A 26,316-nucleotide genomic window follows, 5' to 3' on the forward strand; every position below is an offset into this window, starting at 1 on the left:
AGGAACGCAGCGCAGCGGAGTCCCGCAGTCGCGAACACCAGCGAGAGGGCATGATCATGGTTGTTCGGAAGCTGCTGGTGGCCAACCGGGGGGAGATCGCCCGGCGGGTCTTCGCCACCTGCCGGGCGTTGGGCGTGGCGACGGTCGCCGTGCACTCCGACGCCGATGCGGACGCGCCGTACGTGGCCGAGGCCGACGAGGCGGTCCGGCTGCCGGGGAACACGCCGGTCGAGACGTACCTGCGGATCGAGCTGATCCTGGACGCGGCCCGGCGCACCGGCGCGGACGCCGTCCACCCGGGTTACGGGTTCCTCGCCGAGCACGCCGGGTTCGCGGCGGCCGTGGTCGACGCGGGCCTGACCTGGGTCGGTCCGCCGGCCGGGGCGATCGCGGCGATGGGCGACAAACTGGCGGCGAAGGAGCTGCTGGCAGACGCGGGCGTGCCGATGCTGCCCTCCTGGACCGACGGCGACGAGGTCACCGACTTCCCGGTGCTGGTCAAGGCGTCCGCGGGGGGCGGCGGCCGGGGGATGCGCATCGTCCGCGACCCGGCCGACCTGCCGACGGCCGTCGACTCGGCACGCCGCGAGGCCGCCGCCGCGTTCGGTGACGGCACGGTCTTCGTCGAGCGGTACGTCGAACGCGGCCGGCACGTCGAGGTGCAGATCTTCGGCGACACCCACGGTACGGTCGTGGCCCTCGGTGAGCGGGACTGCTCGATCCAGCGGCGGCACCAGAAGATCGTCGAGGAGGCCCCGGCGGTGCTGCCCGACGGGGTGCGGGAGCGGCTGCACGCGGCGGCGGTCGCCGCCGGGCGGGCTGTCGACTACGTCGGGGCGGGGACGGTGGAGTTCCTGCTCGCCCCGACGGGTGAGTTCTTCTTCCTGGAGATGAACACCCGGCTCCAGGTGGAGCACCCGGTCACCGAGGCGGTCACCGGGCTGGACCTGGTCCGGCTGCAACTGCTGGTCGCCGAGGGTGGCGTGTTGCCGGTGCCGGCGACCCCGCCGGCCGACGGCCACGCGATCGAGGTACGGCTGTGCGCGGAGGACCCGACGCAGGGGTTCCGGCCGGCGACCGGCACGCTGCACCGGTTCACGGTGCCCGGGGTGGGCGGTGAGTTCACCCCGACCCGGGGTCTGCGGCTCGACTCGGGGGTGGGCACCGGGTCGACGGTGGGCGTGCACTACGACTCGATGCTCGCCAAGCTGGTCGCCTGGGCGCCGACCCGGGGCGAGGCGGCCCGAATGCTCGCCGGGGCGCTGGCCCGCGCCGAGCTGCACGGGGTGGCCACCAACCGGGACCTGCTGGTCCGGGTGCTGCGCAGCGCGGAGTTCGGCGCGGCGCAGGTGGACACCGGGTTCCTGGACGCGCATCCCGAGGTCTTCGCGCCGCTGTTGCCGGCCGACGGGCTGCCGGTCGCCGCGCTGGCCGCCGCGCTGGCCGGGGCTGCCGCGCGTCGGGCCGCCGCCCCGGTGCTCGCCGGTCTCCCCTCGGGTTGGCGCAACGTGCCGGCCGTCCCGCAGGTCGTCCGGTACGCCACGACGGCCGGGGACGAGATCGAGGTGCGCTACCGGCTGGACCGGTCCGGCGGTCTCGCCGACTGGTCCACCGACCCGACCGTCGCCGGCCCGACGACGGCCGACGCACCGGGCGTCCCGCCGGTGGTGGAGCTGGTGGCGGCGGCACCGGATCGGGTGCTGCTCGACGTGGCCGGGGTACGGCGGGCGTTGCGCGTACACCGGGCGGGGTCGGTGGTCTTCGTGGACGGCCCGGACGGGGCGGCGGAGCTGACCGAGCTGCCCCGCTTCCCGCTGCCCCGCGCGGCGTTGGCGGTCGGGTCGCTGCTCGCGCCGCTGCCCGGCACGGTGACCCGGGTGCACGTGGCGGCCGGTCAGCGGGTCGCCGCCGGTGACCTGCTGCTGACCCTGGAGGCGATGAAGCTGGAACATCCCGTGCTCGCCCCGACCGACGGCGTGGTCGCCGACCTGCCGGTGCCCGCCGGTGGGCAGGTCGAGACGGGTGCGGTGCTGGCCGTGGTCAACCCTGAGGAGGCACCCCGATGAACTTCGACCTCACCCCCGAGCAGGATCAGCTCCGCGACGCCGTCCGCGCGCTGGGCCGTCGGTACGGCCATTCCTACTTCGTCGAGAAGGCGAAATCCGGCGGGCACACCACCGAGTTGTGGGAGGAGGCCGGCCGGCTCGGCTACCTGGGTGTCAACGTCCCCACCGAGTACGGCGGCGGCGGTGGCGGCCTCACCGAGCTGGCCATCGTCTGCGAGGAGTTGGCCGCCGCCGGTTGCCCGCTGCTGCTGTTGGTGGTGTCGCCGGCCATCGCCGCCACGGTGATCCACCGGCACGGCATCGATGAGCAGCGCAAGCGTTTCCTGCCCGGGTTCGCCGACGGCTCGTTGAAGGTGGTCTTCGCGATCACCGAGCCGGACGCCGGGTCGAACTTCCACCGGCTCGGCACGGTGGCCCGCCGCGACGGCGACGACTGGCTGCTCTCCGGCCGCAAGTGCTACATCTCCGGCGTGGACGAGGCGCAGTACGTGCTGGTGGTGGCGCGTACCGAGGACGCGGCGACCGGGAAGCTCAAGCCCGCGCTGTTCCTGGTGCCGACCGACGCGGCGGGGTTGACCCGGTCCAAGCTGGACATGGAGATCGTCTCCCCGGAGAACCAGTTCCTGCTCTACCTGGACGACGTCCGGCTGCCCGCCGACGCGCTGGTCGGCGGGTCGTTGGACGCCGGCCTGCCGGCGCTGTTCGCCGGGCTGAACCCGGAGCGGATCACGGTCGCCGCGATGGGCGTCGGCACCGGCCGGTACGCCATCGAGCGGGCCACCGACTACACCGCCACCCGTAAGGTCTGGGGTGGGCGGAGCATCGGCGCGCACCAGGGGGTGGCGCATCCGTTGGCGCATGCGGCGGTGCAGGTGGAACTCGCCCGACTGATGATCCACAAGGCGGCCACCCTGTACGACGCGGGCCGCGACCTGGAGGCCGGCGTCTCCGGCAACATGGCCAAGTACGCGGCCGGGGAGGCCGCCGCGCTGGCCGTGGACACCGCCGTGCAGGCCCTCGGTGGGGCCGGCATGACCACCGAGTACGGCGTGGCGACGATGCTCGGTGCGGTGCGGGCCGGCCGGATCGCACCGGTCAGTCGGGAGATGATCCTCAACTTCGTCGCCCAGCACGTGCTGGGTCAGGAGAAGTCCTACTGATCCTGCGGGTCGACGGCGTCAGCGCGGGGTGCGGCAGGCGGCGTCGGTGCGGTGCACCGGTCGCACCCGCCGGCCCAACCCCTCCAGCAGCGAGTCCTCCACGTGGTAGTCGCGGATCCGCAGCCGGTGCCGGGGCAGCTCCTCCTCGCTGGGGCAGAGCACCTGGGCGCGGACGTCGTCCACCGGCACGTACCGGACGCCGCCGCGTTCCTGGAGCAGCACCATGTTGACGTCGTCCACGGTGACCACGTGCCCCCGGACGTCCTCGGTGACGCCGGGGCTCGACTCCACGGTGGTCACGGTAAGCGGCAGCACCGGCGTGGTGATCACCGGTAGCGCCGCCCAGACCAGCATGGCCAGTACCGCCGCCTCGGTGACGGAGGCGAGCGGCCGGATCACCGCCCCGGGTAGCGGCCCGGTCACCACGAGCGCGAGCAACGGCGGGGCGACGAACAGCACCAGGGCGAGCAGTTCCCGTTGCTGCCAGGCGTCGAGCAGGGTGGGGGCGAGCAGCCAGCCGTAGCCGGCGAGGAGCGTCACCACGATCAGCGTCCGGGGCACGGGGTGCTCGTGCAGTCGCGCCGGGGTGAGCTGGAACGCCGCGACGAACGCCGGCAGCAGCAGCGGCAGGTAGAGCAGCTGCCAGGTGACCAGGGCCAGCAGGAAACTGGACAGCACGAACCACGCCGGGGTGAGGTCCGCCCAACGGACGAAGAGCGGGCGGCGGACGGTGGGCGGCATCCGTTCGACGCTGACCCGCAGCACCGCGCCGAGGGCGAAGACCGCGACCAGGCTGGTGGAGAGCAGCCGGGCGGCGGTGGTCAGGAAGCCGGCCAGCAGGTTGACCGGCCCGACGTTCGCCACCAGCAACAACGTGGTCTGGAGTTCGCCGCCCGCCTCGACGCCGAGGCGCAGCACGGAGAAGATCGCGGGGACGCCCACCACCGCCGTCCAGAACGACTGGCTGGCCCGTGTCCGCCGCTCCACCGCCGGGTCCCAGCCGTCGCGTACCGGGACGGTGGTGGCGCCCAGATCCTGCGGTACGGCCGGGGCGGTCACCGCGTCGGCGCCTTGTCGTCGAAGTCGACCAGCGCCGGCACGTTGAGCGGTTGGGGCTGTGCCTTCTCCGCTTTCAGATACGGTGCGAGGGACCTGGTGTAGGCGGTGATCCACGGACTGCTGATCCCGTTGCGACCCTGGAGGTAGCTCTTCTGCAGGGCGAAGGCGACCAGGTCGCGCAGGGCGGGGTCGCCGATCGGCACCCCGATGCCGAGCAGTTCGCTGGTGCCGAAGGGCATGTCGACGATCTCGAACTCGGTCGGATAGAGGGAGAGGAAGCCGGCGAGGATCGTCTCGTCGGAGCTGACCGCGTCGTAACGACCTTCCCGGATGCCCTTGACGCAGTCGCCGACCTCCTTGACCACGAGCACCTTGACGTCGTGTTTGGCCAGTTCGGCCTCGGTGGTGGAGCCACCGCTGGTGCAGACCTTGTAGGCCGGTTCGCGGAGGTCCTCGATGGTGCGGATCTTGTCCCTGAGCCGGGTCGGCACCATCACCTCCTGGGTGGTGACGAAGTACGGCCCGGCGAAGCTGACCAGCTTCTCCCGTTCCTCGGTGATGGAGAAGCTGGAGACCACCAGGTCGACCACGCCACCCTGGAGGGCGGGGATGCGGTCCTCGGTGGTCACCGAGACCCACTCGATGCGCTGGTCGCCCTCGTAGCCGAGGTAGGAGGCGACGTAGCGGGCGATCTCCACGTCGAAGCCGGAGTGCTTGCCGTTGCGCAGCTCGCCCATCAGCGGCTCGGTGGTGGCCACCCCGATCTTGATCTTCGCCTGACCGTCGATGTGCGACTCGCGCAGCTTGTCGCGGACCGAGGGCAGCGAGGGTTCGCGGCGGTTCTCGCAACCGGCGGCGGCGGCCAGGGTGAGGGTCAGGGCCACCGCCAGGGTGGTGGTGACCGAACGGACCCGGTGGCGGGCGGACGTGTCGTTCATCGGCGCACCTCGCTGACGGACAGCCTGGGGGACACCGAGGGTAGCCGTTCCGGTCCATCTCGGTCGCGCCGCACCGGTGGCTCGGTCGCGCCGCACCGGTGGCGGGTCGTCCGCCGCGACGCCCACCCGACCGGGAGGCGGGAGCAGGCGGAGGGCGGGGACCGTCTTCCGGCGTTTCGTCACTCTAGGCAGAACGGTCAACCACACCGAGCCGTATGGTTTGACAGCGCGCCCGTTCAGGCCATGCTTGTCAGGTGAGCCGATTCCTGAAGCCGGACGCGCGGACCGTGGCGGTGGTCGCGGGGCTGGCGACCGGCGCGGTGCTGGTGGCGTTGGTGTTCCGGCATCCCGCCGGCATCCTGACGGTGGGGCTGGCCCTGCTCGGGGTCCTCTTCGCGACGGTGACCGGCACCGCGCTGGCCGCGTTGCGCGAACGCGACCACGAGGAGACACCGGCCGTGCCGCCCTCGCCGGGGCACCTGGAACCGGGCTCGTTCCTCGACGCGGACACCCTCGACGCGTTGGACAGCGCGGCGGTGCTGAGCCGGCTGCACCGGATGCGCGAGGTCAGCGACCAGTGAGGGTGGGGGCGACCAGGGCGTCGACCCCCCGGCCGGCGAGGCAGCGGTAGGTCCGGTCGAGATCCGTCTCGCCGGGCGGCAGCACCTCCAGCCGCCAGCCGTTGGCGTAGTCGATCCCGCTGGTCAGCCGGAACGTGCGGGCGTTGCACACCGACCGGACCGTCGGGTCGGCGCTGATCGTGGCGTGTCCGGCCCGGGCCAGCGCGGCCGGCAACTGGCCCTCCACGTACGTCTCCCAGGTGTGCCGCCCCTCGCAGGAGACCTGCGGCGCCTCCGCCCGGTCGCCGCGTAGCCGTACCGGGCCGAAGCACTCCAGCACGGGGGCGCACCGGGCACCGGGCGGGAGGGTCGCGGCCGTGCCGTCGGCCGCGCAGCCGGGCAGGGTGCCCCAGCGGGCGGCCGGGCTGGACGAGCCCACGGTCGACGGGGCGGCGGTCGGCCCGGCCACCGGTGGCGCACCGCCGGCGACCCATGCCCCGGCGCTCGCCGAGGCGGCCAGGGCGAGCACCCCGGCCCCGCCGAAGAACCAGCGTCGCCGCCGCCGCTCGCCGTGCGCAACGGTCGGATGGTCGTCCTGGGCCGGCGGCCGGGGGGCCGGCTGGCCGGTGATCCGCCCGGGTTGACCGGTGGTCCACCCGAGGGTGTACGGCCCGGTGCCGCCGGTGGAGGGCCCGCCGGAGACCGGCGCACCGCTGACCGGGGCGGGGGCCGGGTCGACGGGCAGCGCGGTGAGCAGGTCGCGCAGTTCGAGCGCGGAGGGGCGGGCGTCGGGGTCGTTGGACATCCCGGCGCGGAGCACGTCGACCAGTTCGGTCGGCACCCCGGGCAGGTCGGGGATCGGGTGGTGGAACAACTCCAGCACGGTGACCAGGCTCGGGTTGCGCTCGGACTGCCAGCGCGGGGGCCGGCCGGTCATCACCGCGTAGAGGGTGGCGCAGAGGGCGTACACGTCGACGGCCGGTGACGGCGGGCTGTGGTTGAACATCTCCGGCGGCGCGTAGGCCGGGGTGAGCACCTCCAGGGTGACCGAGGCGTCCCGCGCCTCGGCCAGCACGGCCAGCCCGAAGTCGGCCAGCACCGCCGAGTTGAAGTGCGAGTGCAGGATGTTGGCCGGCTTGACGTCGCGGTGCAGCACCCCGGCCGCGTGCGAGTGGGCCAACGCGTCGGCGATCTTGATGCCGAGGTCACGGGTCTCGGACGCGTCGAGCGGCGAGGTCCGCATCCGTTCGGCGTACGACCCGTCACACAGCTCCATGATCAGGTAGGGGTGCTGGTCGACGGTCACCCCGACGTCGAAGAGGTCCACCACGTGCGGGTGGGAGGACATCCGGCCGGCGGCCCGCGCCTCGCGCAGGAACCGGGCCTGGTCGCGTTCGTTGTCCAGGGTGCGGTTCTCCACCTTGACGGCGACCTCCCGACCGACGGAGATCTGGGTGGCCCGGTAGACGGTGGCGTAGCCGCCCCGGGCAAAGACCTGCAAGTCAGTCAGACCGGGCACATTGGGCAGCCGGGAGGCGCCGGGCGGGGTCTCGGTCACGGCTCGAAAATACCCGTTCCGCCGGGGCGCTCAGCGGTCCGTACCGGCGGCAGCGGCCGGGCCGGCGGCGACCGACCCGCTCGACGCACCCCCGGAGAGCCCACTGACCTGGGACGCTGTCGAGATGGGAGCGTTTCCGCCCGCACCAGTGGATCGACGGGCGTCCCAGCGCAGGCCGAGCGCCGTCGCCACCGCACCCACCCCCTCCCACAGCGCCACCCCGATGAACCGGTCCGGAGCCACGTCGGCCAGCACGGTCAGCGTGAAGACGGTGAAGGTGACCAGCCGGAAGACCACCGTGAACCGGTAGAACGCCCGCCACTCGGTCGCCACCGCCAGCAGGTAGTAGACGCCCATGTTGAACGACGCCATCGAGGACGCGGTGAGGAACGTGCCCGTGTAGTCGCCGGCCGCCCGGGTCTGCGGCACCTCGAAGCCGAGCATCCGCAACTGCGCCTCCGGCCACACCAGCCCGAACGCGCCGAGCAGCACCGCCAGCACACCGAAGACCGCGATCGTCCAACCGGCGCCCGAACGCGGCAACCTCATCTGTTCCCCCACCTGACGGCGCGACCGGCACCGAGGGGCGGTCGCGTGAAGTGACACGCTAACCGTCCCCGCCGATGCGCGCACATCCCCGTAACCGACAGACCTACCGTTTCGACGCCGGACCCGCCGCCGACGACGCGACGCGGGGCCGGTCAGACCCCGCCGGCCAGCCGGGCCGCCAGGGCGTCGGCGCTGGCCCGCTCGCTGCGCTGCTCGGTCGCGTACGCCAGCCGGACCGCCTCCTGCGCGCTGGCCGCCGCCTCCACCGGGTGCCCGCATACCGCCAACGCCTCGGCCAGCACCTCCGCGCCGATCACCTGACTGCGGACGTCCTCCGCCGGGGCGGCGACCGCCCGCCGGGCCCAGTCCAACGCCTGCTCCGACTGACCGTGGGCGAGCAGCGCGGAAGCGTACCGGGCCAGGGTCTGCCGGCGGGAGAAGAGCAGCGTCGGTGTCTTCGCGGCGGTCGTCGCCACCGGAGCGAGCAACCCGACCGCGGTGGCGGGGTCCCCGGCGGCGAGCCGGGCGGTGGCGAGCAGCACCCGGGGCGCGGCCTGCGCCGGGGCCTGCGGGTTGTGCGGTTCGACGGCGGTCAGCACCGCACGGGCGTCCCGCTCGGCGGTCTCGCAGTCGCCCATGTCCAACGCCACGAACCCGCGCAGCGTCCCGGCCATCCCGGTCAGCAGCGGATGCGACGTCCGACCGGCGTACGCCAGGGCGTCGGTGAACAGGTCGGCGGCGTGCTCCGGCTCGCCCAGCCCCCGCGCCACCACCCCGCGGACGACCAGCGCGAACCCGCGCCCCCAGTCGTCGGATACCGCCGCGAAGTCCCGGTACGCCCGGCGGGCCGACCGGTCCGCCTCGGCCACCTCGCCCAACTCGGCCGCAGCGAACGCCTCGACCGCGCGTAACGTGCCCACCGCCCACGCCTCGCCGACGCGTTCCCCGAACGGCAGGAAGATCCCGGCCAGCCGGCAGGCTTCCCCCAACCGGCCGGCCAGCAGCCGGGCGAAGGCGGTGGTGCCGCGTAGCCAGGCCCGCCCGTACGGGTCCTTCAACTCGGCGAAGAGCCGGGCGGCCCGACCGAGCACCGCGTCGGTGCCGGCGAAGTCCCCCCGGGTGGTGGTGACCCAGGCCAGGTTCTGCAACGCCCAGGCCTGCCCCCGCAGGTCCTTCGCGGCGAGGCTGATCTGGTAGGACGCGGCGAGCCGGCTGCTCGCCTGACCGAGTCGACCGGCGACGAAGTCGGCCATCCCGAGCCGGCGCATGGCCGAGGCCCGCAGGTTGGTCACCTCCCCGGCGGTGGCCACCTGCAACGCCTCCTCCCAGCAGGCCACCGCGCGCCCCTGGTCGCCCTGCGTCTGGTGGGCCTGGCCGGCGAGCAGCAGGGCGCTGGCCCGGGTGCCGGCGTCGTCACCGGCGTTGGCGGCGATCTTCTCGGCGAAGGCCAACGCGTCGCCGACCCGACCGACCTGGAGCAGCGCCCGGGCGTGCGCGACCCGGTCGGCCGGGGGCACCCCCTCGCGGGCCAGGTCGGTGGCGCGTTCGGCGTGCTCGACGGCCAGTGCCGGCTCACCGGCCTGCAACGCCCGGCGGGCGGCCCGGCCCAGGGCGGCCACCCCCAACCCGGCGACCGTCCGGGCCGGCGAGTCGGGGCGGAGCTTGACCGCGTCGGCGAGGGCGGCGGCCCGCTCGACCTGCTCGGCCACGAAGTCGTCCCGGGCGGCGTCGGTGAACCCACCGGGTGCGGCGACCGACGCCGCCGGGTCACCGGTGGCCCAGCGGGCCAGTGCGGCGTGTCGTTCGGCCAGCTCCGCCTTGCTCACCCCCGCGTAGGCGGCCTCGCGCATCAGGGGGGTGGCGAACGCGAAACCGGTCCGGGTGCGGTGCAGCATCCGGCGTTGCAGCAACTCCTCGACGGCCCGTTCCAGCTCGACGGCGGCCACCGCGGCGGGCCGGCCGTCCCGCCCGGCCCGCTGCTCGCGCAGCGCCTCCAACGCGCCGGTGGGCACCGCGTCACCGACCACGGCGGCGTCGCGCAGCGCCGACCGGGCCTCCGGCGGGAGGGCGTCGATGCGGGCGGCGAGCACGGCGGCGAGGTCCCGGGAGAGCAGCCGGCTGCCCAGCGAGCCGGGCACCAACCGCCAGCCGCCGTCCGGGCCTGCGGTCAGTGCGCCCCGCTCCCGCAGCAGGGTGACCAGTTCGGCCAGGTAGAAGGCGTTGCCCTGGGCGGTGGCGAGCAACCGGTCGGCGTCGGCCTGGGGCAGCCTGCCGCCGTTGAGATAGCTGGTGAGCAGGCGGGAGGCGTCCGCGCCGCGCAGCGGCGGCAACGGTTGCACCTCGGCGTCGGCGATCCAGGTCAACGTCCCGGCGGTCCGGACCAGCTCCGGTCGGCCCAGCAGCATCACCAGGACCGGGCCGGTGAGCCGGGACAGGGTCGCGCCGAGGGCGGCGATCGTCTCGCCGGTGGCGTCGTGCAGGTCGTCGACCACGATCACCAGCGGCGCCTCGGCGGCCAGCGCGCTGAGCAGCCCGGCCACCGCGACCGGCACCGCCTCGGCGTCGGCGGCCGGCGGGGTCGCCCCCCAGCCGTCCTGGTCACCCGCGTTGCCGGGCAGTTCGGCGTAGCCCAGCAGCGCCAGCAGCTGGTCAGCGGCGATCGGCGGTACCTCGGTACGCAGCCGGCCGAGCCGTTGACCGAGCCGGCGCAGCCGCTCCTCGACGGCCGGCCGGGTGAGCGCGGTGGAGGTGTCGCTGGGCAGGCCGACGGCGGCCCGGACCAGGTCGGCCAGCGGGGCCAGCCGACGCCGCTCGCCGAAGGCGGCGCAGCGTACCGAGAGCACCCGGGCCCCGCTGTGGGCGGCGTACCGGCCCGCGCCGACGTCGTAGCCGGCGGCGAGGCGTTCCACCTCGGCGGCGAACCGGGACTTGCCGATCCCCGCCTCGGCGGTCATCAGCAGCACCCGGGGTTCGCCCCGGTCGATCACCTCGGCGAGCCGGCCGGCGACCCGGCCGATCTCGGTCTCCCGCCCGACGAAGGGCGCCTCGTCGCCGAGCCCCGACCGGGTGCCCGGGGCGTCGAGCAGACCCAGCAGCTCGTACGCCTCGACCGGCTCGCGCTTGCCCTTGAGCCGCAGCGGGCGCAGCACCCGCCAGGAGGCGACGTGCCGGGTGGCCGAGGATGTCCGGGCACCGGCGTAGATCGCGCCGACGGCGGCGGCGTCGGCGAGCCGGGCGGCGGTGTTCACCGTGTCCCCGATGACCGTGTACTCGATGGCGGCCTGGATGCCGGCGATCACGTCGCCGGTGTTCAGCCCGACCCGCAGGCCGAGCGGTGCGCCGCCGCCGCGTTCGTCGTCGAGGACCCGGCGCACGGCCCGCTGCATCGACAGGGCGGCCCGGACGGCCCGCTCGGCGTCGTCCTCGTGGGCCACCGGGGCACCGAAGACCGCCATGATCCCGTCGCCGGTGAGTTTGTCGACGTGCCCGCCGAACGTCTTCACCGCACCGGCGAGCGCGGCGAGCACCCGGTCGGTGACGGCACCGACGCGTTCCGGGTCGAGGTCCTCCGACCACGAGGTGAACTCGGACAGGTCACCGAAGAGCACGGTGACCACCCGGCGCTCGGCGGTCGGCAGGGTGGCGGCGGCCGGCAGTGCCGCCCCGCAGTTGTGGCAGAACCGCGCGCCCGGGACGGCGAGCGTGCCGCACACCGGGCAGGTCACGGCTGCTCCACTCCGAGGTGTTCGAGTTGGGCGCGGACCGACCACTCGGCGGCCCACCACAGCGACCGGTCCACGTCGGCGTAGACCGTCGCCACCACCTCGGCCGCGGTGCGCGCGCCCGCGTCGACGGCGGCCCGCACCTGGTCGAGGCGGGCCCGGCGGTGGGCCAGGTAGAAGTCGGCCGCCGCACCGCAGTCGGCCAGCGCCGGGCCGTGCCCGGGCAGCGCCGGGATCCCCTGGTACGCCGAGAGCCGCTCCAGGCTGGTCAGGTAGTCGCCGAGGTGCCCGTCGGGGTGGGCGACGACGGTGGTGCCCCGGCCGAGGATGGTGTCCCCGGTCAGCACCACCTGCTCGGTGCCGTACGACACCCGGAAGCAGACCGAGTCGGCGGTGTGCCCGGGGGTGTCGACCAGGTCGATGTCCAGCCCGGTCCCGCCGAGCTGCGTACCCGCCCCGGTCAGTGGTGGGCCGCCGATGGTGTGCGCGGGGTCGACGGCGAGCACGGGTGCCCCGCCGAGCAGTTCACTCAGCCGGGGGGCGCCCTCGGTGTGGTCGGGGTGCCCGTGGGTGATCAGTACGAACCCGATCGGTCCCGACGCCGCCACGGCGGCCAGGTGTGCCTCGTCGGCCGGGCCGGGGTCGACGACGACCGCGTGCGGCGCACCCGGGGCGCGTAGCACCCAGGTGTTGGTGCCTTCCAGGGTCATCGGCCCAGGGTTGGGGGCGCGCAGCAACGTCACCCAGTCCGGCAGCCGGTCGGCCAGCGCGGCCGGTGGTGCCGTCACATGCCCGGTCATGGCTGCGATCGTACGACCCCGCGCGCCACTCCCCACGATCTTGCGGAACCGGCGTACCCGGTTCGTGGCCGTTCGCGGCTTTCCGCCGGCCGACCGGCCCGGATCGTGGTGTACGCCGGGCCGGCGGGCGGCGGTGGGGCGGTGCGGTCAGCCGACCTCGACGATCAGTTCGACCTCGACCGGGGAGTCCAGCGGCAGCTCCGCCACCCCGACGGCGGAGCGGGCGTGCCGGCCGGCCTCCCCGAAGACCGCGCCGAGCAGGTCGGAGGCCCCGTTGATCACGGCCGGCTGGCCGTGGAAGCCCGGTGCCGAGGCCACGAAGCCGGTCAGCTTCACGATCTTGACGATGTTCTCCAGGCCGACCAGCGAATCGACGGCGGCGAGGGCGTTCAGCGCGCACCGCTCGGCGAGATCCTTGGCCTGCTCGGGCGAGACACCCGCGCCGACCTGGCCGGTGGCGAGCAGCTTGCCCTCGACCACCGGCAGCTGACCGGAGACGTAGACGTGCTGGCCGGACTGCACCGCCGGGACGTAGCTGGCCACCGGCGGCACCACGTCGGGCAGGGCCAGGCCCAGCTCGGCGAGCTTGGCGTGGGGTCCGTTGCTCATCGTCGGGCCCTCAGCCCTTGGGGCGCTTGAGGTACGCGACCAACTGGTCCGGGTTCGGGCCGGGGATCACGGCGACGAGTTCCCAGCCGTCCTCACCCCAGTTGTCGAGGATCTGCTTGGTCGCGTGGACCAGCAGCGGGACCGTGGCGTATTCCCACTTCTGCATCGGTGGAAGGCTCCCTTGCCTGACGTGGATGTTCCGCCGACAGCCTACGGTCCGGGTGAGGGTCGGGGCGCGGGACGCTGCTCCGGGGCGGCGGGCAGCTCGCCGCACTGCCCGGTGTGGTCGTACGGCTGGGGGCAACGGGACCGGTCGGGCAGCAGCAGGTCGCAGAAGACCCGGTGCCGGTTGTTCTGGTCGTCGACGGTGGAGACGGTGGTCTCGCCGGCGTCCAGTTCGACCAGGAAGCCGAGCGAGGTGGCCACGGTGCCGGCCAGGGCGGTGGCCGCCGTCAGGTCGGCCACCCGGATCGGCAGGTGGATGACGTAGCCGGGCTCCTCGTCGTCCCGGCCCCGGTCACCGGGGCGGCCGAGGATCCGCAGCACCTCGGACGGTTCGGCGCAGCGCCGGTAGGACCGCTCGTTCATCGGCAGTGAACCACCCGACCCGTCCGCGTCTCCGGGCGAACCGCCCCGCCTCCCCCGGTCTCCTGGTGAGAAGTGGGCCCGGGAGATGTTCTCCGCGTCGCGCATGTACCTGCCTCCGGCCTCGTACCGTGAATGACCGCCGTCCGGACCGGGCGCCGACCCGAACCGCTCCCCCACACCCGGACGAACGTAGGACCCGGCCGGGGCGGGGGACAACGGGACGCGCACGATCGATCACCCAAAGTCACATATGCGACAGACGTCTGGTCCGGAAAGCGATCGCGACCCACCGCAGGTCGTGAGCGGTCCGCCACGCGCCGCCCATCGACCGTTACCCTTGCGCCTCGGACGGGCGATCAGGGGTCGCCCGCCGCGCCCGTACCCGCGTCGTCGCCAGGGGCGGCGACGGCGCCCCATCCCCCGGGGGACCACATGACCCATCCACCGTTCGGTGGCGCGAGCGGATCGCCGGGCGTGCCGACGCCACGGCAGGACCAACCCGACCCGGGCGGTACCACCGCCCCCGGCACCTCCATGCCCGGCACCTCCCCGTCCGGCGCCGCCACGCCGACACCGGCGGGCTACCCGGCGTACCGGACACCGGCCCCCACGCGACGGCGGGGCGTGCTGGTCGCCTCGCTCGCGCTGCTCGCGGCCGTCGTGCTCTGCGGTGGTGGTGGGACGCTCGCCTTCCTGACCCTGCGCGACGCCGAGGGCGGCGAGGGCGCCCGGGAGCCGACGGTGGCGGTTGACGGTTTCCTCACCGCCGTCTACCAGGACCGGGACGCCGGCAGGGCGGCCAACTTCGTCTGCGCGGAGTCGCGCGACCAACAGAAGATCAGCGCGAAGGTCGCCGAGGTGCAGAAGTACGCCACCCTCTACACCAACCCCCGGTTCCGCTGGTCCAGCCCGACCGTCGACAGCCAGAACGGTGACCGGGCCACCGTCTCCACCAAGCTCACCCTGACCACCGCCGACGAGAAGATCGCCGAGCAGCCGTTGCGGTTCACCGTGGTACGGAAGACGGGTTGGTGGGTCTGCGAGGTCGGCTGACCACGTGGGGTGGATAGGCTCGACCGGTGCGAGCAGCTGAGCGGCCGGCCGACCCGGCCGGCACCGGATGGCCGTCCCGCCTGCACGTGGTGACCGGCAAGGGCGGCACGGGCAAGACGAGCGTGGCGGCCGCGCTGGCGCTCGCCCTGGCCGCCGGGGGCCGGCGCACCCTGCTGGTCGAGGTGGAGGGCCGGCAGGGCATCGCCCAGCTCTTCGGCGTCGATCCCCTCCCGTACACCGAGCGGCACCTCGCCGACGCCCCGGGCGGCGGCGAGGTGCGCGCCCTGGCGGTGGACGCCGAGGAGGCGTTGCTGGAGTACCTCGACATGTTCTACAAGCTCGGCGCGGCCGGCCGGGCGCTGCGCAAGCTCGGCGCGATCGACTTCGCCACCACCATCGCCCCCGGCCTGCGTGACGTGCTGCTCACCGGCAAGGTCAAGGAGGCCACCACCCGCACCGCCGGGCAACGCCGGGTGTACGACGCGGTGGTGCTGGACGCCCCGCCGACCGGCCGGATCGGCCGCTTCCTCAACGTCACCGCCGAGACCGCCCGGTTGGCGAAGGTCGGCCCGATCAAGACCCAGAGCGAGGGGGTCTCGGCGCTGCTGCGCTCCCCGATGACCGCGGTGCACGTGGTGACCCTGCTGGAGGAGATGCCGGTCCAGGAGACGGTGGACGCGATCACCGAGCTGACCCAGCTCGGCTTCCCGGTGGGTCGGGTGATCGTCAACGCCGCCCGCCCGCCGCTGGCCACCGGCCGGGAGGTGACCCGGGCGGAGCTGAAGCGGGGGCTGGCCGCCGCCGGCCTGCCCACCGACGCGGCGACCGTGGCCGGGCTGGCCGGCGAGGCCCGGGACCAGCAGGTACGCCGGGAGCTGGAGGATTCGCTGCGGACCGACCTGGCGGAGCTGGGGCGACCGGTGACCGAGCTGCCGTTGCTGCCCGACGGGGTGGACCCGGCGGGGCTGGCGGCGTTCGCCGAGCTGCTCCGCCGGGCGGATTGACGCGCAGCTCACGTCGGCCCGGGCGCACGGACCCCACCGGCCCGATACGCTCGAATGGTGCCTTCCGAAGACGCGGCGCCCGTGCTGGACGTCGACCAGATCCTCGCCGACCCCGGCGTGCGCATCGTGGTCTGCTGTGGCGCCGGTGGGGTCGGCAAGACGACCACCGCGGCGGCGCTGGCGCTGCGGGCGGCCGAGCGGCACGGCCGGCGCACGGTGGTGCTCACCATCGACCCGGCCCGCCGGTTGGCCCAGTCGCTCGGCCTGACCGAGCTGGACAACACCCCCCGCCGGGTCAAGGGGATCGACGTCGAGGCCGGTGGCGGTGAGCTGCACGCCATGATGCTGGACATGAAGCGCACCTTCGACGACGTGGTGCTCCAGCACACCGACCCGGCGAAGGCGGCAGAGATCTTCGCCAACCCGTTCTACCAGGCCATGAGCTCCACCTTCGCCGGCACCCAGGAGTACATGGCGATGGAGAAGCTGGGCCAGCTGCACGCCCGGGGCGAGTGGGACCTGATCGTGGTGGACACCCCGCCGTCCCGCTCCGCGCTGGACTTCCTCGACGCCCCGGCCCGGCTGTCCCGCTTCCTGGACGGCCGGATGCTGCGGTTGCTGCTCGCCCCGGCACGCAGCGGGGGCCGGAGCATGTTCAGCTTCGTCACCGCGAGTTTCGGGATGTTCTCCCGGGTCGTGCAGAAGGTGCTCGGGGCGCAGCTGTTGACCGATCTCTCCGGCTTCGTCGCCGCCCTCGACTCGATGTTCGGCGGGTTCCGGCAGCGGGCCGAGCAGACGTACCGGATCCTGCAGGCCGGGGAGACGGCGTTCCTGCTGGTGGCGACACCGGAGCCGGACGCGGTCCGGGAGGCGGCCTACTTCGCCGGGCGGTTGGGTGAGGAGCGGATGCCGCTGGCCGGGCTGGTGCTCAACCGGGTGCACCGGCCGGCGGTGGCCCTGGGCGCGGTGCAGAGCCGGGCGGCGGCCGACCGGCTGGCCGACCTGGGTGGGCACGACGCCACGGTCGACGCGCTGCGCGCGCACGCCGCGCTGGCGCAGCAGGCGGTCCGCGAGGAGCAGGTCGCCCGGCGGTTCACCGAGGCGTTCCCGGCGGTGCCGACGGTGTCGGTCACGGCGCAGCCCGCCGACGTGCACGACGTCGACGGGCTGCGGACGATCGGGGCGGCGATCAGCCGTCCCTGACCGGCGACACGCGGTACGCACCCGACAGGGCGTCGACCGGGCCGACCGGGAACCGACCGTCGGCCGGGCGTCCGACCAGGCTCGGCCGGCCTCCGCCCAGGCGGTTGGGCATCCAACCAAGCTCGGCTGGGCGTCCGACCAGGCTCGGCCGGGTGTCCGACCGGGGCCGGCGACACGCCTGGCGTGCCGACGACCGGTCGGGTGGCGTCAGCCGGCGGCGGTGACCAGGATCTTGTCCTTGCCGGTACGGTCCTTGGCGTTCTTCTTCATCGCCGCCTCGAACATCTTGCGCCAGCTCGCCACCTGCGGGTGCCGGCGCAGCAGGGCACGGCGTTCCCGTTCGGTCATGCCACCCCACACGCCGAACTCGATGCGGTTGTCGAGCGCGTCGGCCAGGCACTCGTAGCGCACCGGGCAGCTGCGGCAGATCCGCTTGGCCACGTTCTGCTCGGCGCCCTGTACGAACAACGCGTCCGGGTCCCCGTTCTGACACGCCGCCAGCGACGGCCAGTCAGTGATCATCCCCATCTGTACACGTCCCCCCTTGCAGTACCTACCGACCTCGTGCGACCAGCCGTCGTTCCCCCCGGTCGTCCGGCCCGTTCCTTCCCCAAGGAGGCACGGACGACGTGTGGCTCAGGTCGCCGCCACCATCATGCTCTGTAGTCGCATGATTACGCAACGTTGTCGGCGAAATCCAGCATTACGGACAGTCCCGGCTTACCGGGCCTTCGATCGCCGCTTACCCCGCCGGAGTACGTGAAAACGCTGCGCGGGCTCCACCGATCGGTGGAGACTCGGCGCGGGTCACACGCAACCCCACACCGGGGGTCGTGCGTTTAGCACAACGAGGTCGGCGCGCGCAGGAAATGGGGAAAGAACGCCCCGGCGCCCCTCGTTCCCTACTCGCGTACCCTGTCGAGGTGACCTGGATGCGGAAACGTGACCACAATGTCTTCACCAACGCCGCATCGCTACTGATCTGCGGCCTGCTGGCCGGTGTGGTGGTGGCGGCGGCGGCCTTCCCCGCGGTGGCGATGTCCGGCCTGGCGGCGAAGGCCGGGGCCGAGACCTTCGGGGCGTTGCCCAAGGAGCTGACGGTGGCCCGCGCGCCACAGATCAGCTACCTGCTCGCCAGCGACGGCAAGACCCCGCTGGCGACCATGTACGACGAGAACCGGCGCGACGTCAAGCTCGCGGACATCTCCCCGTACATGCAGAAGGCGATCATCGCCGCCGAGGACCACGACTTCTACAAGCACAACGGCGTGGACATCAACGGCGTGGCCCGGGCGTTCGTCAACAACCAGTCCGGCACCAACTCCCAGCAGGGCGCCTCCACCCTGACAATGCAGTACGTCCGGCTGGCCATCGCCTACTCGGCCACCCACCCGGCCGACGTGGTCGCCGCGACCGAGGACACCAGCGCCCGCAAGCTCCGCGAGATGCGCCTGGCCCTCCAGGTCGACAAGGAGTTCTCGAAGGACGAGATCCTCACCCGCTACCTGAACCTCGCCTCCTTCGGCAACGGCGCGTACGGCGTGTTCGCCGCCAGCCAGGTGTACTTCGGCAAGTCGCCCAAGAACCTCAAGATCGAGGAGGCGGCGCTGCTGGCCGGCATGGTCAAGGCGCCCACCACCAACGACCCGACCACCCGCAGCGGCTACCCGCTCGCGCTCGACCGGCGTAACTACGTCATCGACAACATGGTCAAGACGAAGGCCATCACCCAGCAGGAGGCGGACGCCGCCAAGGCGGTCAAGCTGGCGGTGAAGGACAAGCGCACCCCGAACGGCTGCGTCGCCACCAACCAGAAGGACTGGGGCTTCTTCTGCGACTACTTCTACCGTTGGTGGCTCGGGCAGGAGACCTTCGGCTCCACCACGTACGACCGGGAGCGGCGGCTCAAGAGCGGTGGCTACACCATCACCACCACGCTCGACGTGCAGGCGCAGAACGGTGCCGACCGGGCCGTCCGCAAGAACCTCGGGGTGAACAGCAAGGCCGCCCGGATGGTCGCCGCGATCGAGCCGGGCACCGGCCGGGTGCGCGCGCTGTCGGTGAACCGGAACTTCAAGATCGATGACCCGAAGAAGCCGCAGAACAAGTACTCCAGCGACCCCAAGAAGGCCAAGAAGAAGATCCGGGGCAACTACCCCAACACGGTGAACCCGCTGCTCAGCGGCGGCCAGGGCATCACCGGCTACCAGGCCGGCTCGACGTTCAAGATGTTCACCCTCGTGGCCGCGCTGGAGAAGGGCATCCCGCTCGCCTACCCGATCAACTCCCCGCCGGTGTTCAAGTCGGACTACATCGTCCAGCAGAACTCGCCGGCGGCCTGCCCGGGGACGCACTTCTACTGCCCCAAGAACGCCTCGGCGAGCATGGCCGGCGTGCACAACATGTGGACCGCGTTCGGCAGCTCGGTCAACACCTACTTCGTCCCGCTGGAGCAGCAGGTCGGTGCGGAGAACGTGATCAAGGCGGCGCAGAAGCTCGGCATCACCTTCCGCAGCAGCGACGACGCCCGCCGGGCCACCAAGGAGGGCGGCGCCAACCAGTGGGGTGCCTTCACGCTGGGTGTCTCCTCGACCACCCCGCTGGAGCTGGCCAACGCCTACGCCACCCTGGCGGCCGACGGGAAGTTCTGCGAGCCGATCCCGGTGCAGCAGATCAAGGACCCGGAGGGCAACAAGCTCGACGTCGCCAACCCGCGCTGCGAGCAACGGATCAGCACCGAGGTGGCCCGGGCCGCCGTGGACGCGGCCCGCTGCCCGGTCGGTGACCGCTCGTCGGTCTCCAAGTGTGTCGGGGCGACCGCCCGCAACGTCCGGGGCATCGTCGGCAAGCCGGTCGCCGGCAAGTCCGGCACCACCGACGGCGACAAGACCTCGGCCCTGGTGGCGATGACCAAGCAGTTCGCGGTCGCCGGCATCATGGCCGACCCGGACTGGCCGCAGACCAACCAGAAGATGGGGCACGACGAGACGCCGACCGGCATCAACCCGGCGGTCTACCAGACGCTGCGCGACGCCATGAAGGGCAAGCCCGGCATCGAGTTCACCCCACCCAACGGCAAGATCATCAATGGTGACCAGCGGTCCATCCCGAACGTGAAGTGCCAGTCGGTGGACAGCGCCCGGAGCAGGCTCAAGGACGCCGGCTTCTCCGTCGTCGTCTCCGACAACAAGATCGCCTCGGAATGCCCGGCCGGCTCCGTCGCCGGCACCAGCCCCGACGGCCGCACCATCAAGGGCGGCGTGGTCACCATCGAGGTGAGCAGCGGCGGTGGCACCCCCAACCAGGCCGGCAACACGCCGGGTAACACCGGCAACACACCTGGTCGTCCACCAGGTAACAACTGACGCCTCTGTCGACCCAGTGGGCGGGCACCCCGGTCGGGGTGCCCGCCCACTGGCGTCAAGGCTCTCGGAGCCCGATCAGGTGTAGATGGGATCGGCGGCCTTGTCGCACCGGTTGCCCACCGAGCGCCACGTCAGGCTCAGCCGGGTCTGCGGCCCATAGACGCCGTCTGCGGTGATGCCCTCCCGCTTCTGCGCGGAGACAAGGGCGGACTTGGTCGCCGGGCCGAAATCGTTGTCCACGGTGATGCCTGCGCCATAGCAGTATTTCAACGCCCGTTGCAGGGCACCGACAGCGCTGCTGTTGGCGCCCTGCGCCATTCCACAGCTCGTGCTCGACGCGGTGCTGCCGGTCGACGGCATGGCGATGGGATCGACCGTGCTGTAGGCACTGCTAGCCACGTTGACCGTGCGGGAACACGTGGCCTGGATGGAGATGTCAGCGGACGCCGCCGACGGCACGACGACGACGGCACCCATACACGTCGAAATGAAAAGGGAAGCAACAGCCAACGGCTTCATAGTCACCTCAAGTGGTCGAGGCAACGAGGGTCAGGTCCTCAAACCGGTGTCGAACACGCCCCCGTTGCATGTCAAGCCGGCCAAACGAGCCTTCCACGAATCAGCCGTCACCGCAACAGCCAATTGCAGGCACTCTCGGTAATCAAAATTGAATTGACAAACCGGCGACCAGGGAAACGACCAGAGTTGATATGGGTCAGAGGCCGAGCTGTCGGCGTACCTCGGCGGCGACGCGACCACCCTCGGCCCGGCCGGCCACCGCGGCCTGGGCCGCCTTCATCGCCGGGCCCATCTGGGACTTCTCGGTGAAGCCACCCGCCGCCAGCGCCCCCGCGACCAGCTCCGTCAGCTCCTGCTCGGCGAGCTGCTTCGGCAGGTAACGGTCGAGCACCGCACCCTCGGCGGTCTCCTTGTCGGCCTGCTCGGCGCGGCCGGCGTCGGCGAAGGCGGCAGCCGCCTCCCGGCGCTTCTTCGCCTCCTTGGTCAGCACCGCGAGCACCTCGTCGTCGGAGAGCTCGCGCTTGGCCTTGCCGGCGACCTCGGCGGTGCCGACGGCGGCCAGCGCCATCCGCAACGTGGAGGTGGTCAGCTCGTCGCGCGCCTTGAGGGCGGCGCGCATGTCTGCGGTCAGGCGGTCCTTCAGCGTGCTCATGGACGGTCAAACTACCCTGGTCGGCATGCGAAAGCGCACACTATTCGGCCTCGCCGCCGGGACCGTCGCCGCCGGGGCGGCCACCCTGGCGTACGCGTCCCTCGTCGAACGCAACATGTTCACCCTGCGCCGGTACGACGTGCCGGTACTCCCGGCCGACGCCGAGCCACTGCGCGTGCTGCACCTGTCGGACCTGCACATGATGCCCGACCAGCGACGCAAGCAGCAGTGGGTGGCCTCGCTGGCCGCCCTCGACCCGGACCTGGTGGTGGTCACCGGGGACAACATGGCCCACCCCGACGCGGTACCCGGGGTGCTGCGCGCCCTGCAACCGCTGCTCGACTACCCCGGCGCGTTCGTCTTCGGCTCCAACGACTACACCGGGCCGGTCTGGAAGAACCCGTTCACCTACTTCCTGCCCAACCGGGAGTACACCGAGGGCGCCGCCCTGCCGTACGAGGAACTGCGTGACGTCCTCACCGGGGCCGGCTGGGCGGACCTCAACAACGCGCGTACCTCGATCAAGGCCGGTGGGCGCCTCGTCGAGATGGTCGGCGTGGACGACCCGCACATCGGGCAGGACGACTACCCGGCCGTCGCCGGCCCGGTCACCCCCGCCGCCGACCTGTCCATCGCGCTCGCCCACGCCCCGGAACCGGCCCTGCTCGACCAGATGGCCGCCGACGACTTCGGGCTGCTGCTGGCCGGGCACACCCACGGCGGTCAGGTCTGCGTACCCGGCTACGGCGCACTGGTCACCAACTGCGGCCTGCCCAGGTCGATGGCGAAGGGCCTGCACCGCTGGCCCGGCTCCGACTCCTGGCTGCACGTCTCGGCGGGCCTCGGCACCCACCCCACCGCCCCGGTCCGCTTCGCCTGCCCACCCGAGGCCAGCATCCTCACCCTCACCCCCCGCTGACCCCCGCCCCCCTGCTCTACCGCCCCCTGCTCTGCTGCCCCCACAGCACCACCGCACCACCCATGGCCCCACCGCAACCCGCTCCACCCCATGATCAGATTGCGAAAAAGTGGTCGACACGCCGTCAGCACTACGCGAAACCGCAATCTGATCATGGGGTGGGCGGGTGCGGAGCTGGGCAAGCGAGCACCAGCGTGGCCCCGACCGCCGGGGCCGGGGGGTACCGAGTTTGATCGGCGGGGCGGGTGGGCTACTATTTCACCGCACGCCTCGGGGTGTGGCGCAGCTTGGTAGCGCGCTTCGTTCGGGACGAAGAGGTCGTCGGTTCGAATCCGGCCACCCCGACAGAGGGTAGAGGGCACATCCGATCCATGGATGTGCCCTCTAGTGCGTCTGTACAGCAGTGGAGTACAGCAGCGGTCAGCGCAGGCTCTCCCCCAGGCGCTTGAGGGCGTCGCGGGTGGCGTCCGAGGACGCCTGCGAATAGATCTCCATCGTCACCGACACCTCAGCGTGCCGGAGCACCTGCATGATGACGCGCGGGTGCACGTCCAGGTCGACGAGCAGAGTCGCGCAGGTACGCCGGGCATCGTGCACGGTGATCTTCCGGACTCCGGCACGGGCGCAGCGGGCGTCCCAGGACCGGTTGAAGTTGCGCGGCTCGACCGGGGTCCCGTAGCGGGTGGTGAACAGCAGCGGCGAGCCCTGCCAGGCGATCCCCGCCTCGTCGCGGTCGGCCTTCCTCGCCTGCTGGCGGAGGTCGAGTGCCGCCGCGCAGATGTCCGGCAGCGGGAGGGTGGCGTCCGAGGTCTGCGTCTTGGTCTCCCGGTGCAGCAGTTGGCCGCCGACCCGCTGCAACTGCCAGCCGATCGACAACTCCCCCGCCGCCAGGTCCACGGCGTCCCCGGTGAGGCCGAGCACCTCACCCTTGCGCAGGCCGAGCACCAGGATCAGCACGTACGCGGCGTACAACGGATCGCGGTCGGCCCGCGCGGACTCCAGGAACCGACGGGCCTCGTCGCTGGTCCACGCCCTGCCTTTGCGGCGGCGGACCGGTGGGAGCTTGACCAGGGCGGCGGCGTTGCGGGTGACCAACTCCTCGGTGGCCGCGTGGTTGAGCGCCGAGCGCAGCACACCTCGGACGTCCTTGACCGTGCGGGCGGACGGCACGTCACCGCAGCACCGGCCGAGCACGCAGCAGCGCCTTTTGAGTTCCGGGCGGCGGGCGTCCTTGCCCTGGGCGCAGCACTGGCAGGTGCGGGCCACCTCGTTGATCCAGGTCTGCACGTCGCGCACCTGGAGCCGGTCGAGCCGCTTCCCGCCGAGGCCGGGGATCACGTACAGCCGCAGGATCGTCTCGTAGGTGGCGCAGGTCAGCGGCGCGAGGTTGGGGCGCACCACCTCCCGGTGCCAGTAGGTCAGGTAGTCGCCGAGGGTCGGCACGCGGGTGGCGACCGGCCCGGCCTTGGCCTGCTGGTGCAGCTTGATCCACTTGTCGTGGACGATCTCCCGGGTCTGGCCGTAGACGTACTTGCGGGTCCGCTTCCCGTCGGGCTTGGTGACCCAGACGTACGCGGCGAAGCCGTTACGGTAGGGGAAGATCGAGCCTTCGCCGTTGGCGCGGGTGCGGGCGGGCATCAGGCGGCCTCCTGCCGCTGGACCTGCTCGCGGACGTACTCGTCGACCCACTCGGGGAGGACGCGGCGGTACTTGCCGTCCTTGATGGAGCGCAGCTCGCCGGTGGCGATCTTCATCTTGACCTTGGACAGGCCGAAGCCGAGCAGCACGGCGACCTCGGCGGGCGAGTACCAGCGCGGGGTGAGGTGCCGGGTCATGCCGCCACCCCCGACCACGCCTCGTGGGCGAGTTCTTCCCGGCCGACGCGTTGGCGTTCGCGGCGTTGGGCGGCGGCGGTGTTGGCGAGCAGGGCGTCGCCGTCGGTCAGCCAGCCGGAGCCGACGAAGACCAGCGTGCCCACGGTGACCGTGCCGGCGGTGTCGTCGCTGTCGGCGGTGCCGGCGTGCTCGGTGCGGCGGTAGGCGGCGCGGGTGTCGCGGAGCAGGCCGAAGGTGACCGAGTATCGGCGGGCCTTGGTGAGGAAGTGGCCGCCGTAGCCGAGCATGTGCGCCCAGCGGCGCAGCCCGGCGTACTCGTTGGGCGTCGTGTCAAGGTCGCCTTGACGGTCTTTCGTCTTCCCGGCTGTGGGGGTGACGTGGTGCCGGGTGGGGCGGCCGAGTCGCCAGCAGGCGTCGATGAGGCGGGCGAGGTGGTCGCCTTCCGGGTCGGCGTAGGCGTCGACGGTGTCCGGGGTGAGTCGGGTGGAGCAGTGGCCGGTGACTTCGGTGGACTTCGTGGCGTACTTGGCGAGGTAGGCGGCCACCTTGGCGTCGGTCACGTCGCCGTCGCTGGTGCCGATGCGGCGTACGTCGATCTGCTCACCCCAGGCGACCGGCCAGCCCTGCGGGCGGTCGGGGTGCGGCGGGGTGGTGATGGTGATCTGTCGGGTGGCGGCGTGGACGGCGGCGTCGAGGTCGTCGACGGTGACGCCGGCCGGCGGCGGGACCAGGGCGTGCCGGTCGTTCGGGTCGACGCCGTCGAGGCGCAGCAGGACGTGGAAGTGCACCGCGCCCCGGCGCTGCATCTCGGCGACCTTCCCGTGGGACACCCGCACCGGAGGCACCCGGCGCAGCCGGCCGGAGTCGGTGGTGACCTGGACGAGGGGGATGCCGCGTCGGCGGCACACTGCGGTGAGGTGGCGCTCGATGGCCTGTTTCGTGCGCCGCCACAGCTCGCCGGAGAAGTAGTTCCAGACGGCCTGGTGGTCGTGGTCGTAGCAGTCCAGGCAGAGCGGTCGACCGAGCTGCGGATCGTCGGCGTCGTGGCGGGTGAAGCAGGCCGCAGACTGCCCGTGTGGGCAGGTGCCGGCGGTGCTCCGGGCACGGCAGGGTGCCGGTCGGCAGTCACAGCGCCGCCGGTGGGTGCAGGTGTGGCGGGGGATGTGCCGGTGGTGCACCGGGCCGAAGGATGGCGCGGTGAAGGTGGCGAAGACGACCGGGTGCGCGCTGACGGTGGTGGGGATGGTCTTGCCGCCGGTCAGGCCGCAGCGGACGACCTGGAAGGCGTCACCGGCGTAGACCCAGGCGCAGTCGGGGCACTGGGCGGCACGGCGGTTGCCGCACGCCTTGTAGAGCGTCCGGTCGGGCAGCTCGTCGGTGTGCTGCTCGACCAGGACCCGACCGGTGCCGGGTTCGACGGCGGTGAGGGTGCCGGCCAGGCGGATCGGGCGGGTGCAGCCTCCGGCGGCGCGGGTGTGCTCCAGCCAGCCGAAGTAGTCCGGGGCGGTGGCGCGGCGCAAAGCCTGGGCGTCACGGCCGGCGGTGAGGGTGGACACGGTTCTCTCCTCAAGGGGTGGCAGGGGACGGACGACGAACTGCCACCGGACGCCGGTCGGTGGTGTTCGTGGTGTCTCCTGGCACCGCCGGAGAGGGCGGCTCACGCCGGAGGGCGGGGTTGGCCATCGGCCTTGGACCGCCGTTGAGCTGGGTTCTTGAATCTTGGGTGATGCCGGGACGGGTGGGGTGCCTGGTCGTCGGCTTCCGGCTGGTTGCCGCAGGCGATCCCCACCCGTCGAGGTGCGCGAATCCGAGGGCCATCGTGGACGGCGGGAAGGCCGTGCTGGGCCGCTCAGTGGATTCCGGGTCGGCGCAGTGGCCGGTGCGATCGAGAGCCGGCGGGACGTGACCCGCGTCAGCGGCAGGAAGGCCGCTCGGCAACTCCGAAGTCGAGTTCAGCGATCCGGCGGGAAAGCCGCGCTGGCGTGCTCGACGAGGGCCAGAGTAGCACCGGGTACCGACACGTCAACCCGCCGTGAGACCGCAGGGCGGCCGGCTGCCGACCTGTGATCCGTCAGTTGATGTGCGACGCGGTTCCGCCAGGTGATGTGCGACGGGTGGTCTAGGAAACTTGGGTAGCGATCCGCGGTCGCTGGCCCT

At 72.6% G+C, this 26,316-nt stretch carries 23 protein-coding genes and 1 tRNA gene; 9 read left to right on the forward strand and 15 right to left on the reverse strand.

The window, feature by feature from the left end:
• Positions 1 to 56 precede the first annotated feature (56 nt).
• Positions 57 to 2,066, forward strand: coding sequence for a biotin carboxylase N-terminal domain-containing protein (locus AB0B63_RS21640; RefSeq protein WP_357021495.1), 2,010 nt, complete (start codon positions 57 to 59; stop codon positions 2,064 to 2,066).
• Positions 2,063 to 3,226: an acyl-CoA dehydrogenase family protein gene (locus AB0B63_RS21645; protein WP_357021434.1), complete on the forward strand. Its 1,164-nt coding sequence runs from the start codon at positions 2,063 to 2,065 to the stop codon at positions 3,224 to 3,226. Before AB0B63_RS21640 ends, AB0B63_RS21645 begins: the two co-directional genes overlap by 4 nt.
• Before the next feature lie 18 nt (positions 3,227 to 3,244).
• Here AB0B63_RS21645 and AB0B63_RS21650 read toward each other — a convergent pair whose 3' ends face one another.
• Both AB0B63_RS21650 and AB0B63_RS21655 read right to left on the reverse strand, forming a co-directional pair.
• A complete protein-coding gene (locus tag AB0B63_RS21650) occupies positions 3,245 to 4,285 on the reverse strand; it encodes a hypothetical protein (protein WP_357021437.1) in 1,041 nt (346 codons plus the stop codon).
• A complete protein-coding gene (locus AB0B63_RS21655) occupies positions 4,282 to 5,223 on the reverse strand; it encodes a transporter substrate-binding domain-containing protein (protein WP_208567712.1) in 942 nt (313 codons plus the stop codon). Before AB0B63_RS21655 ends, AB0B63_RS21650 begins: the two co-directional genes overlap by 4 nt.
• Before the next feature lie 254 nt (positions 5,224 to 5,477).
• Here AB0B63_RS21655 and AB0B63_RS21660 point away from each other — a divergent pair, with 254 nt between their 5' ends.
• Entirely contained in the window at positions 5,478 to 5,804 is a 327-nt protein-coding gene (locus AB0B63_RS21660) for a hypothetical protein (protein WP_208567711.1), read from the forward strand.
• On the opposite strand, the gene AB0B63_RS21665 is transcribed toward AB0B63_RS21660, so the two are convergent.
• The 7 genes from AB0B63_RS21665 to AB0B63_RS21695 all read right to left on the reverse strand — a co-directional run bounded on the left by AB0B63_RS21665 (position 5,791) and on the right by AB0B63_RS21695 (position 13,714).
• A complete protein-coding gene (locus AB0B63_RS21665; RefSeq protein ID WP_357021441.1) occupies positions 5,791 to 7,341 on the reverse strand; it encodes a serine/threonine-protein kinase in 1,551 nt (516 codons plus the stop codon). The two genes, AB0B63_RS21660 and AB0B63_RS21665, sit on opposite strands and share 14 nt — an antisense overlap.
• A 30-nt stretch (positions 7,342 to 7,371) precedes the next feature.
• Positions 7,372 to 7,890 (reverse strand): hypothetical protein, encoded by a 519-nt coding sequence (locus AB0B63_RS21670; protein ID WP_357021444.1) that lies wholly within the window; start codon positions 7,888 to 7,890, stop codon positions 7,372 to 7,374.
• A 152-nt stretch (positions 7,891 to 8,042) separates the two neighbouring features.
• A complete protein-coding gene (locus tag AB0B63_RS21675) occupies positions 8,043 to 11,615 on the reverse strand; it encodes an adenylate/guanylate cyclase domain-containing protein (RefSeq protein ID WP_357021447.1) in 3,573 nt (1,190 codons plus the stop codon).
• Positions 11,612 to 12,412, reverse strand: a complete 801-nt coding sequence (locus AB0B63_RS21680; RefSeq protein ID WP_208567708.1) for an MBL fold metallo-hydrolase — start codon at positions 12,410 to 12,412, stop codon at positions 11,612 to 11,614. The genes AB0B63_RS21675 and AB0B63_RS21680 overlap by 4 nt, the downstream gene beginning before the upstream one ends.
• A gap of 147 nt (positions 12,413 to 12,559) precedes the next feature.
• Positions 12,560 to 13,021 carry a RidA family protein gene (locus AB0B63_RS21685; RefSeq protein WP_208567707.1) on the reverse strand — a complete coding sequence of 154 codons (462 nt, stop codon included), beginning with the start codon at positions 13,019 to 13,021 and terminating at the stop codon, positions 12,560 to 12,562.
• Positions 13,022 to 13,031: 10 nt separating this feature from the next.
• Complete coding sequence (locus AB0B63_RS21690) at positions 13,032 to 13,187, reverse strand: DUF4177 domain-containing protein (RefSeq protein ID WP_088643831.1); 156 nt, start codon at positions 13,185 to 13,187, stop codon at positions 13,032 to 13,034.
• A 44-nt stretch (positions 13,188 to 13,231) separates the two neighbouring features.
• Entirely contained in the window at positions 13,232 to 13,714 is a 483-nt protein-coding gene (locus AB0B63_RS21695) for a hypothetical protein (protein ID WP_208567706.1), read from the reverse strand.
• A gap of 327 nt (positions 13,715 to 14,041) precedes the next feature.
• On the opposite strand from AB0B63_RS21695, the gene AB0B63_RS21700 reads away from it, so the two are divergent.
• Genes AB0B63_RS21700 through AB0B63_RS21710 form a run of 3 tightly spaced genes read left to right on the forward strand, consistent with a single transcriptional unit; the run spans position 14,042 to position 16,869 of the window.
• The gene (locus AB0B63_RS21700) at positions 14,042 to 14,662 is read left to right on the forward strand and encodes a hypothetical protein (RefSeq protein ID WP_357021452.1); all 621 of its coding nucleotides are present in this window, start codon (positions 14,042 to 14,044) and stop codon (positions 14,660 to 14,662) included.
• A 26-nt stretch (positions 14,663 to 14,688) separates the two neighbouring features.
• Positions 14,689 to 15,666 (forward strand): ArsA family ATPase, encoded by a 978-nt coding sequence (locus tag AB0B63_RS21705; RefSeq protein ID WP_208567704.1) that lies wholly within the window; start codon positions 14,689 to 14,691, stop codon positions 15,664 to 15,666.
• A 54-nt stretch (positions 15,667 to 15,720) separates the two neighbouring features.
• Complete coding sequence (locus tag AB0B63_RS21710; RefSeq protein ID WP_357021456.1) at positions 15,721 to 16,869, forward strand: ArsA-related P-loop ATPase; 1,149 nt, start codon at positions 15,721 to 15,723, stop codon at positions 16,867 to 16,869.
• A 207-nt stretch (positions 16,870 to 17,076) separates the two neighbouring features.
• Here the strand turns inward: AB0B63_RS21710 and AB0B63_RS21715 are convergent, their stop codons facing one another.
• A complete protein-coding gene (locus AB0B63_RS21715; protein WP_208567702.1) occupies positions 17,077 to 17,397 on the reverse strand; it encodes a WhiB family transcriptional regulator in 321 nt (106 codons plus the stop codon).
• Between the two features lie 404 nt (positions 17,398 to 17,801).
• Here AB0B63_RS21715 and AB0B63_RS21720 point away from each other — a divergent pair, with 404 nt between their 5' ends.
• Complete coding sequence (locus tag AB0B63_RS21720) at positions 17,802 to 20,234, forward strand: transglycosylase domain-containing protein (RefSeq protein WP_357021460.1); 2,433 nt, start codon at positions 17,802 to 17,804, stop codon at positions 20,232 to 20,234.
• 75 nt (positions 20,235 to 20,309) lie between these two features.
• Here the strand turns inward: AB0B63_RS21720 and AB0B63_RS21725 are convergent, their stop codons facing one another.
• Positions 20,310 to 20,753: a peptidoglycan-binding domain-containing protein gene (locus tag AB0B63_RS21725; protein ID WP_357021463.1), complete on the reverse strand. Its 444-nt coding sequence runs from the start codon at positions 20,751 to 20,753 to the stop codon at positions 20,310 to 20,312.
• A gap of 196 nt (positions 20,754 to 20,949) precedes the next feature.
• Positions 20,950 to 21,405 (reverse strand): GatB/YqeY domain-containing protein, encoded by a 456-nt coding sequence (locus AB0B63_RS21730; RefSeq protein ID WP_208567699.1) that lies wholly within the window; start codon positions 21,403 to 21,405, stop codon positions 20,950 to 20,952.
• Between the two features lie 25 nt (positions 21,406 to 21,430).
• Here AB0B63_RS21730 and AB0B63_RS21735 point away from each other — a divergent pair, with 25 nt between their 5' ends.
• Entirely contained in the window at positions 21,431 to 22,324 is an 894-nt protein-coding gene (locus AB0B63_RS21735) for a metallophosphoesterase (protein ID WP_357021466.1), read from the forward strand.
• Between the two features lie 271 nt (positions 22,325 to 22,595).
• Positions 22,596 to 22,669 (forward strand) — tRNA-Pro (locus AB0B63_RS21740).
• Positions 22,670 to 22,744: 75 nt separating this feature from the next.
• On the opposite strand, the gene AB0B63_RS21745 is transcribed toward AB0B63_RS21740, so the two are convergent.
• The 3 genes from AB0B63_RS21745 to AB0B63_RS21755 are packed head-to-tail and all read right to left on the reverse strand — an operon-like array spanning position 22,745 to position 25,715.
• Entirely contained in the window at positions 22,745 to 23,962 is a 1,218-nt protein-coding gene (locus AB0B63_RS21745) for a site-specific integrase (protein WP_357021468.1), read from the reverse strand.
• Positions 23,962 to 24,159, reverse strand: coding sequence for an excisionase family DNA-binding protein (locus tag AB0B63_RS21750; RefSeq protein ID WP_026269772.1), 198 nt, complete (start codon positions 24,157 to 24,159; stop codon positions 23,962 to 23,964). Before AB0B63_RS21750 ends, AB0B63_RS21745 begins: the two co-directional genes overlap by 1 nt.
• The gene (locus AB0B63_RS21755; protein WP_357021472.1) at positions 24,156 to 25,715 is read right to left on the reverse strand and encodes a replication initiator; all 1,560 of its coding nucleotides are present in this window, start codon (positions 25,713 to 25,715) and stop codon (positions 24,156 to 24,158) included. Before AB0B63_RS21755 ends, AB0B63_RS21750 begins: the two co-directional genes overlap by 4 nt.
• Positions 25,716 to 26,316: the final 601 nt, after the last annotated feature.

This window comes from Micromonospora sp. NPDC049081 (assembly GCF_040648835.1).
Classification (GTDB): domain Bacteria; phylum Actinomycetota; class Actinomycetes; order Mycobacteriales; family Micromonosporaceae; genus Micromonospora; species Micromonospora antibiotica.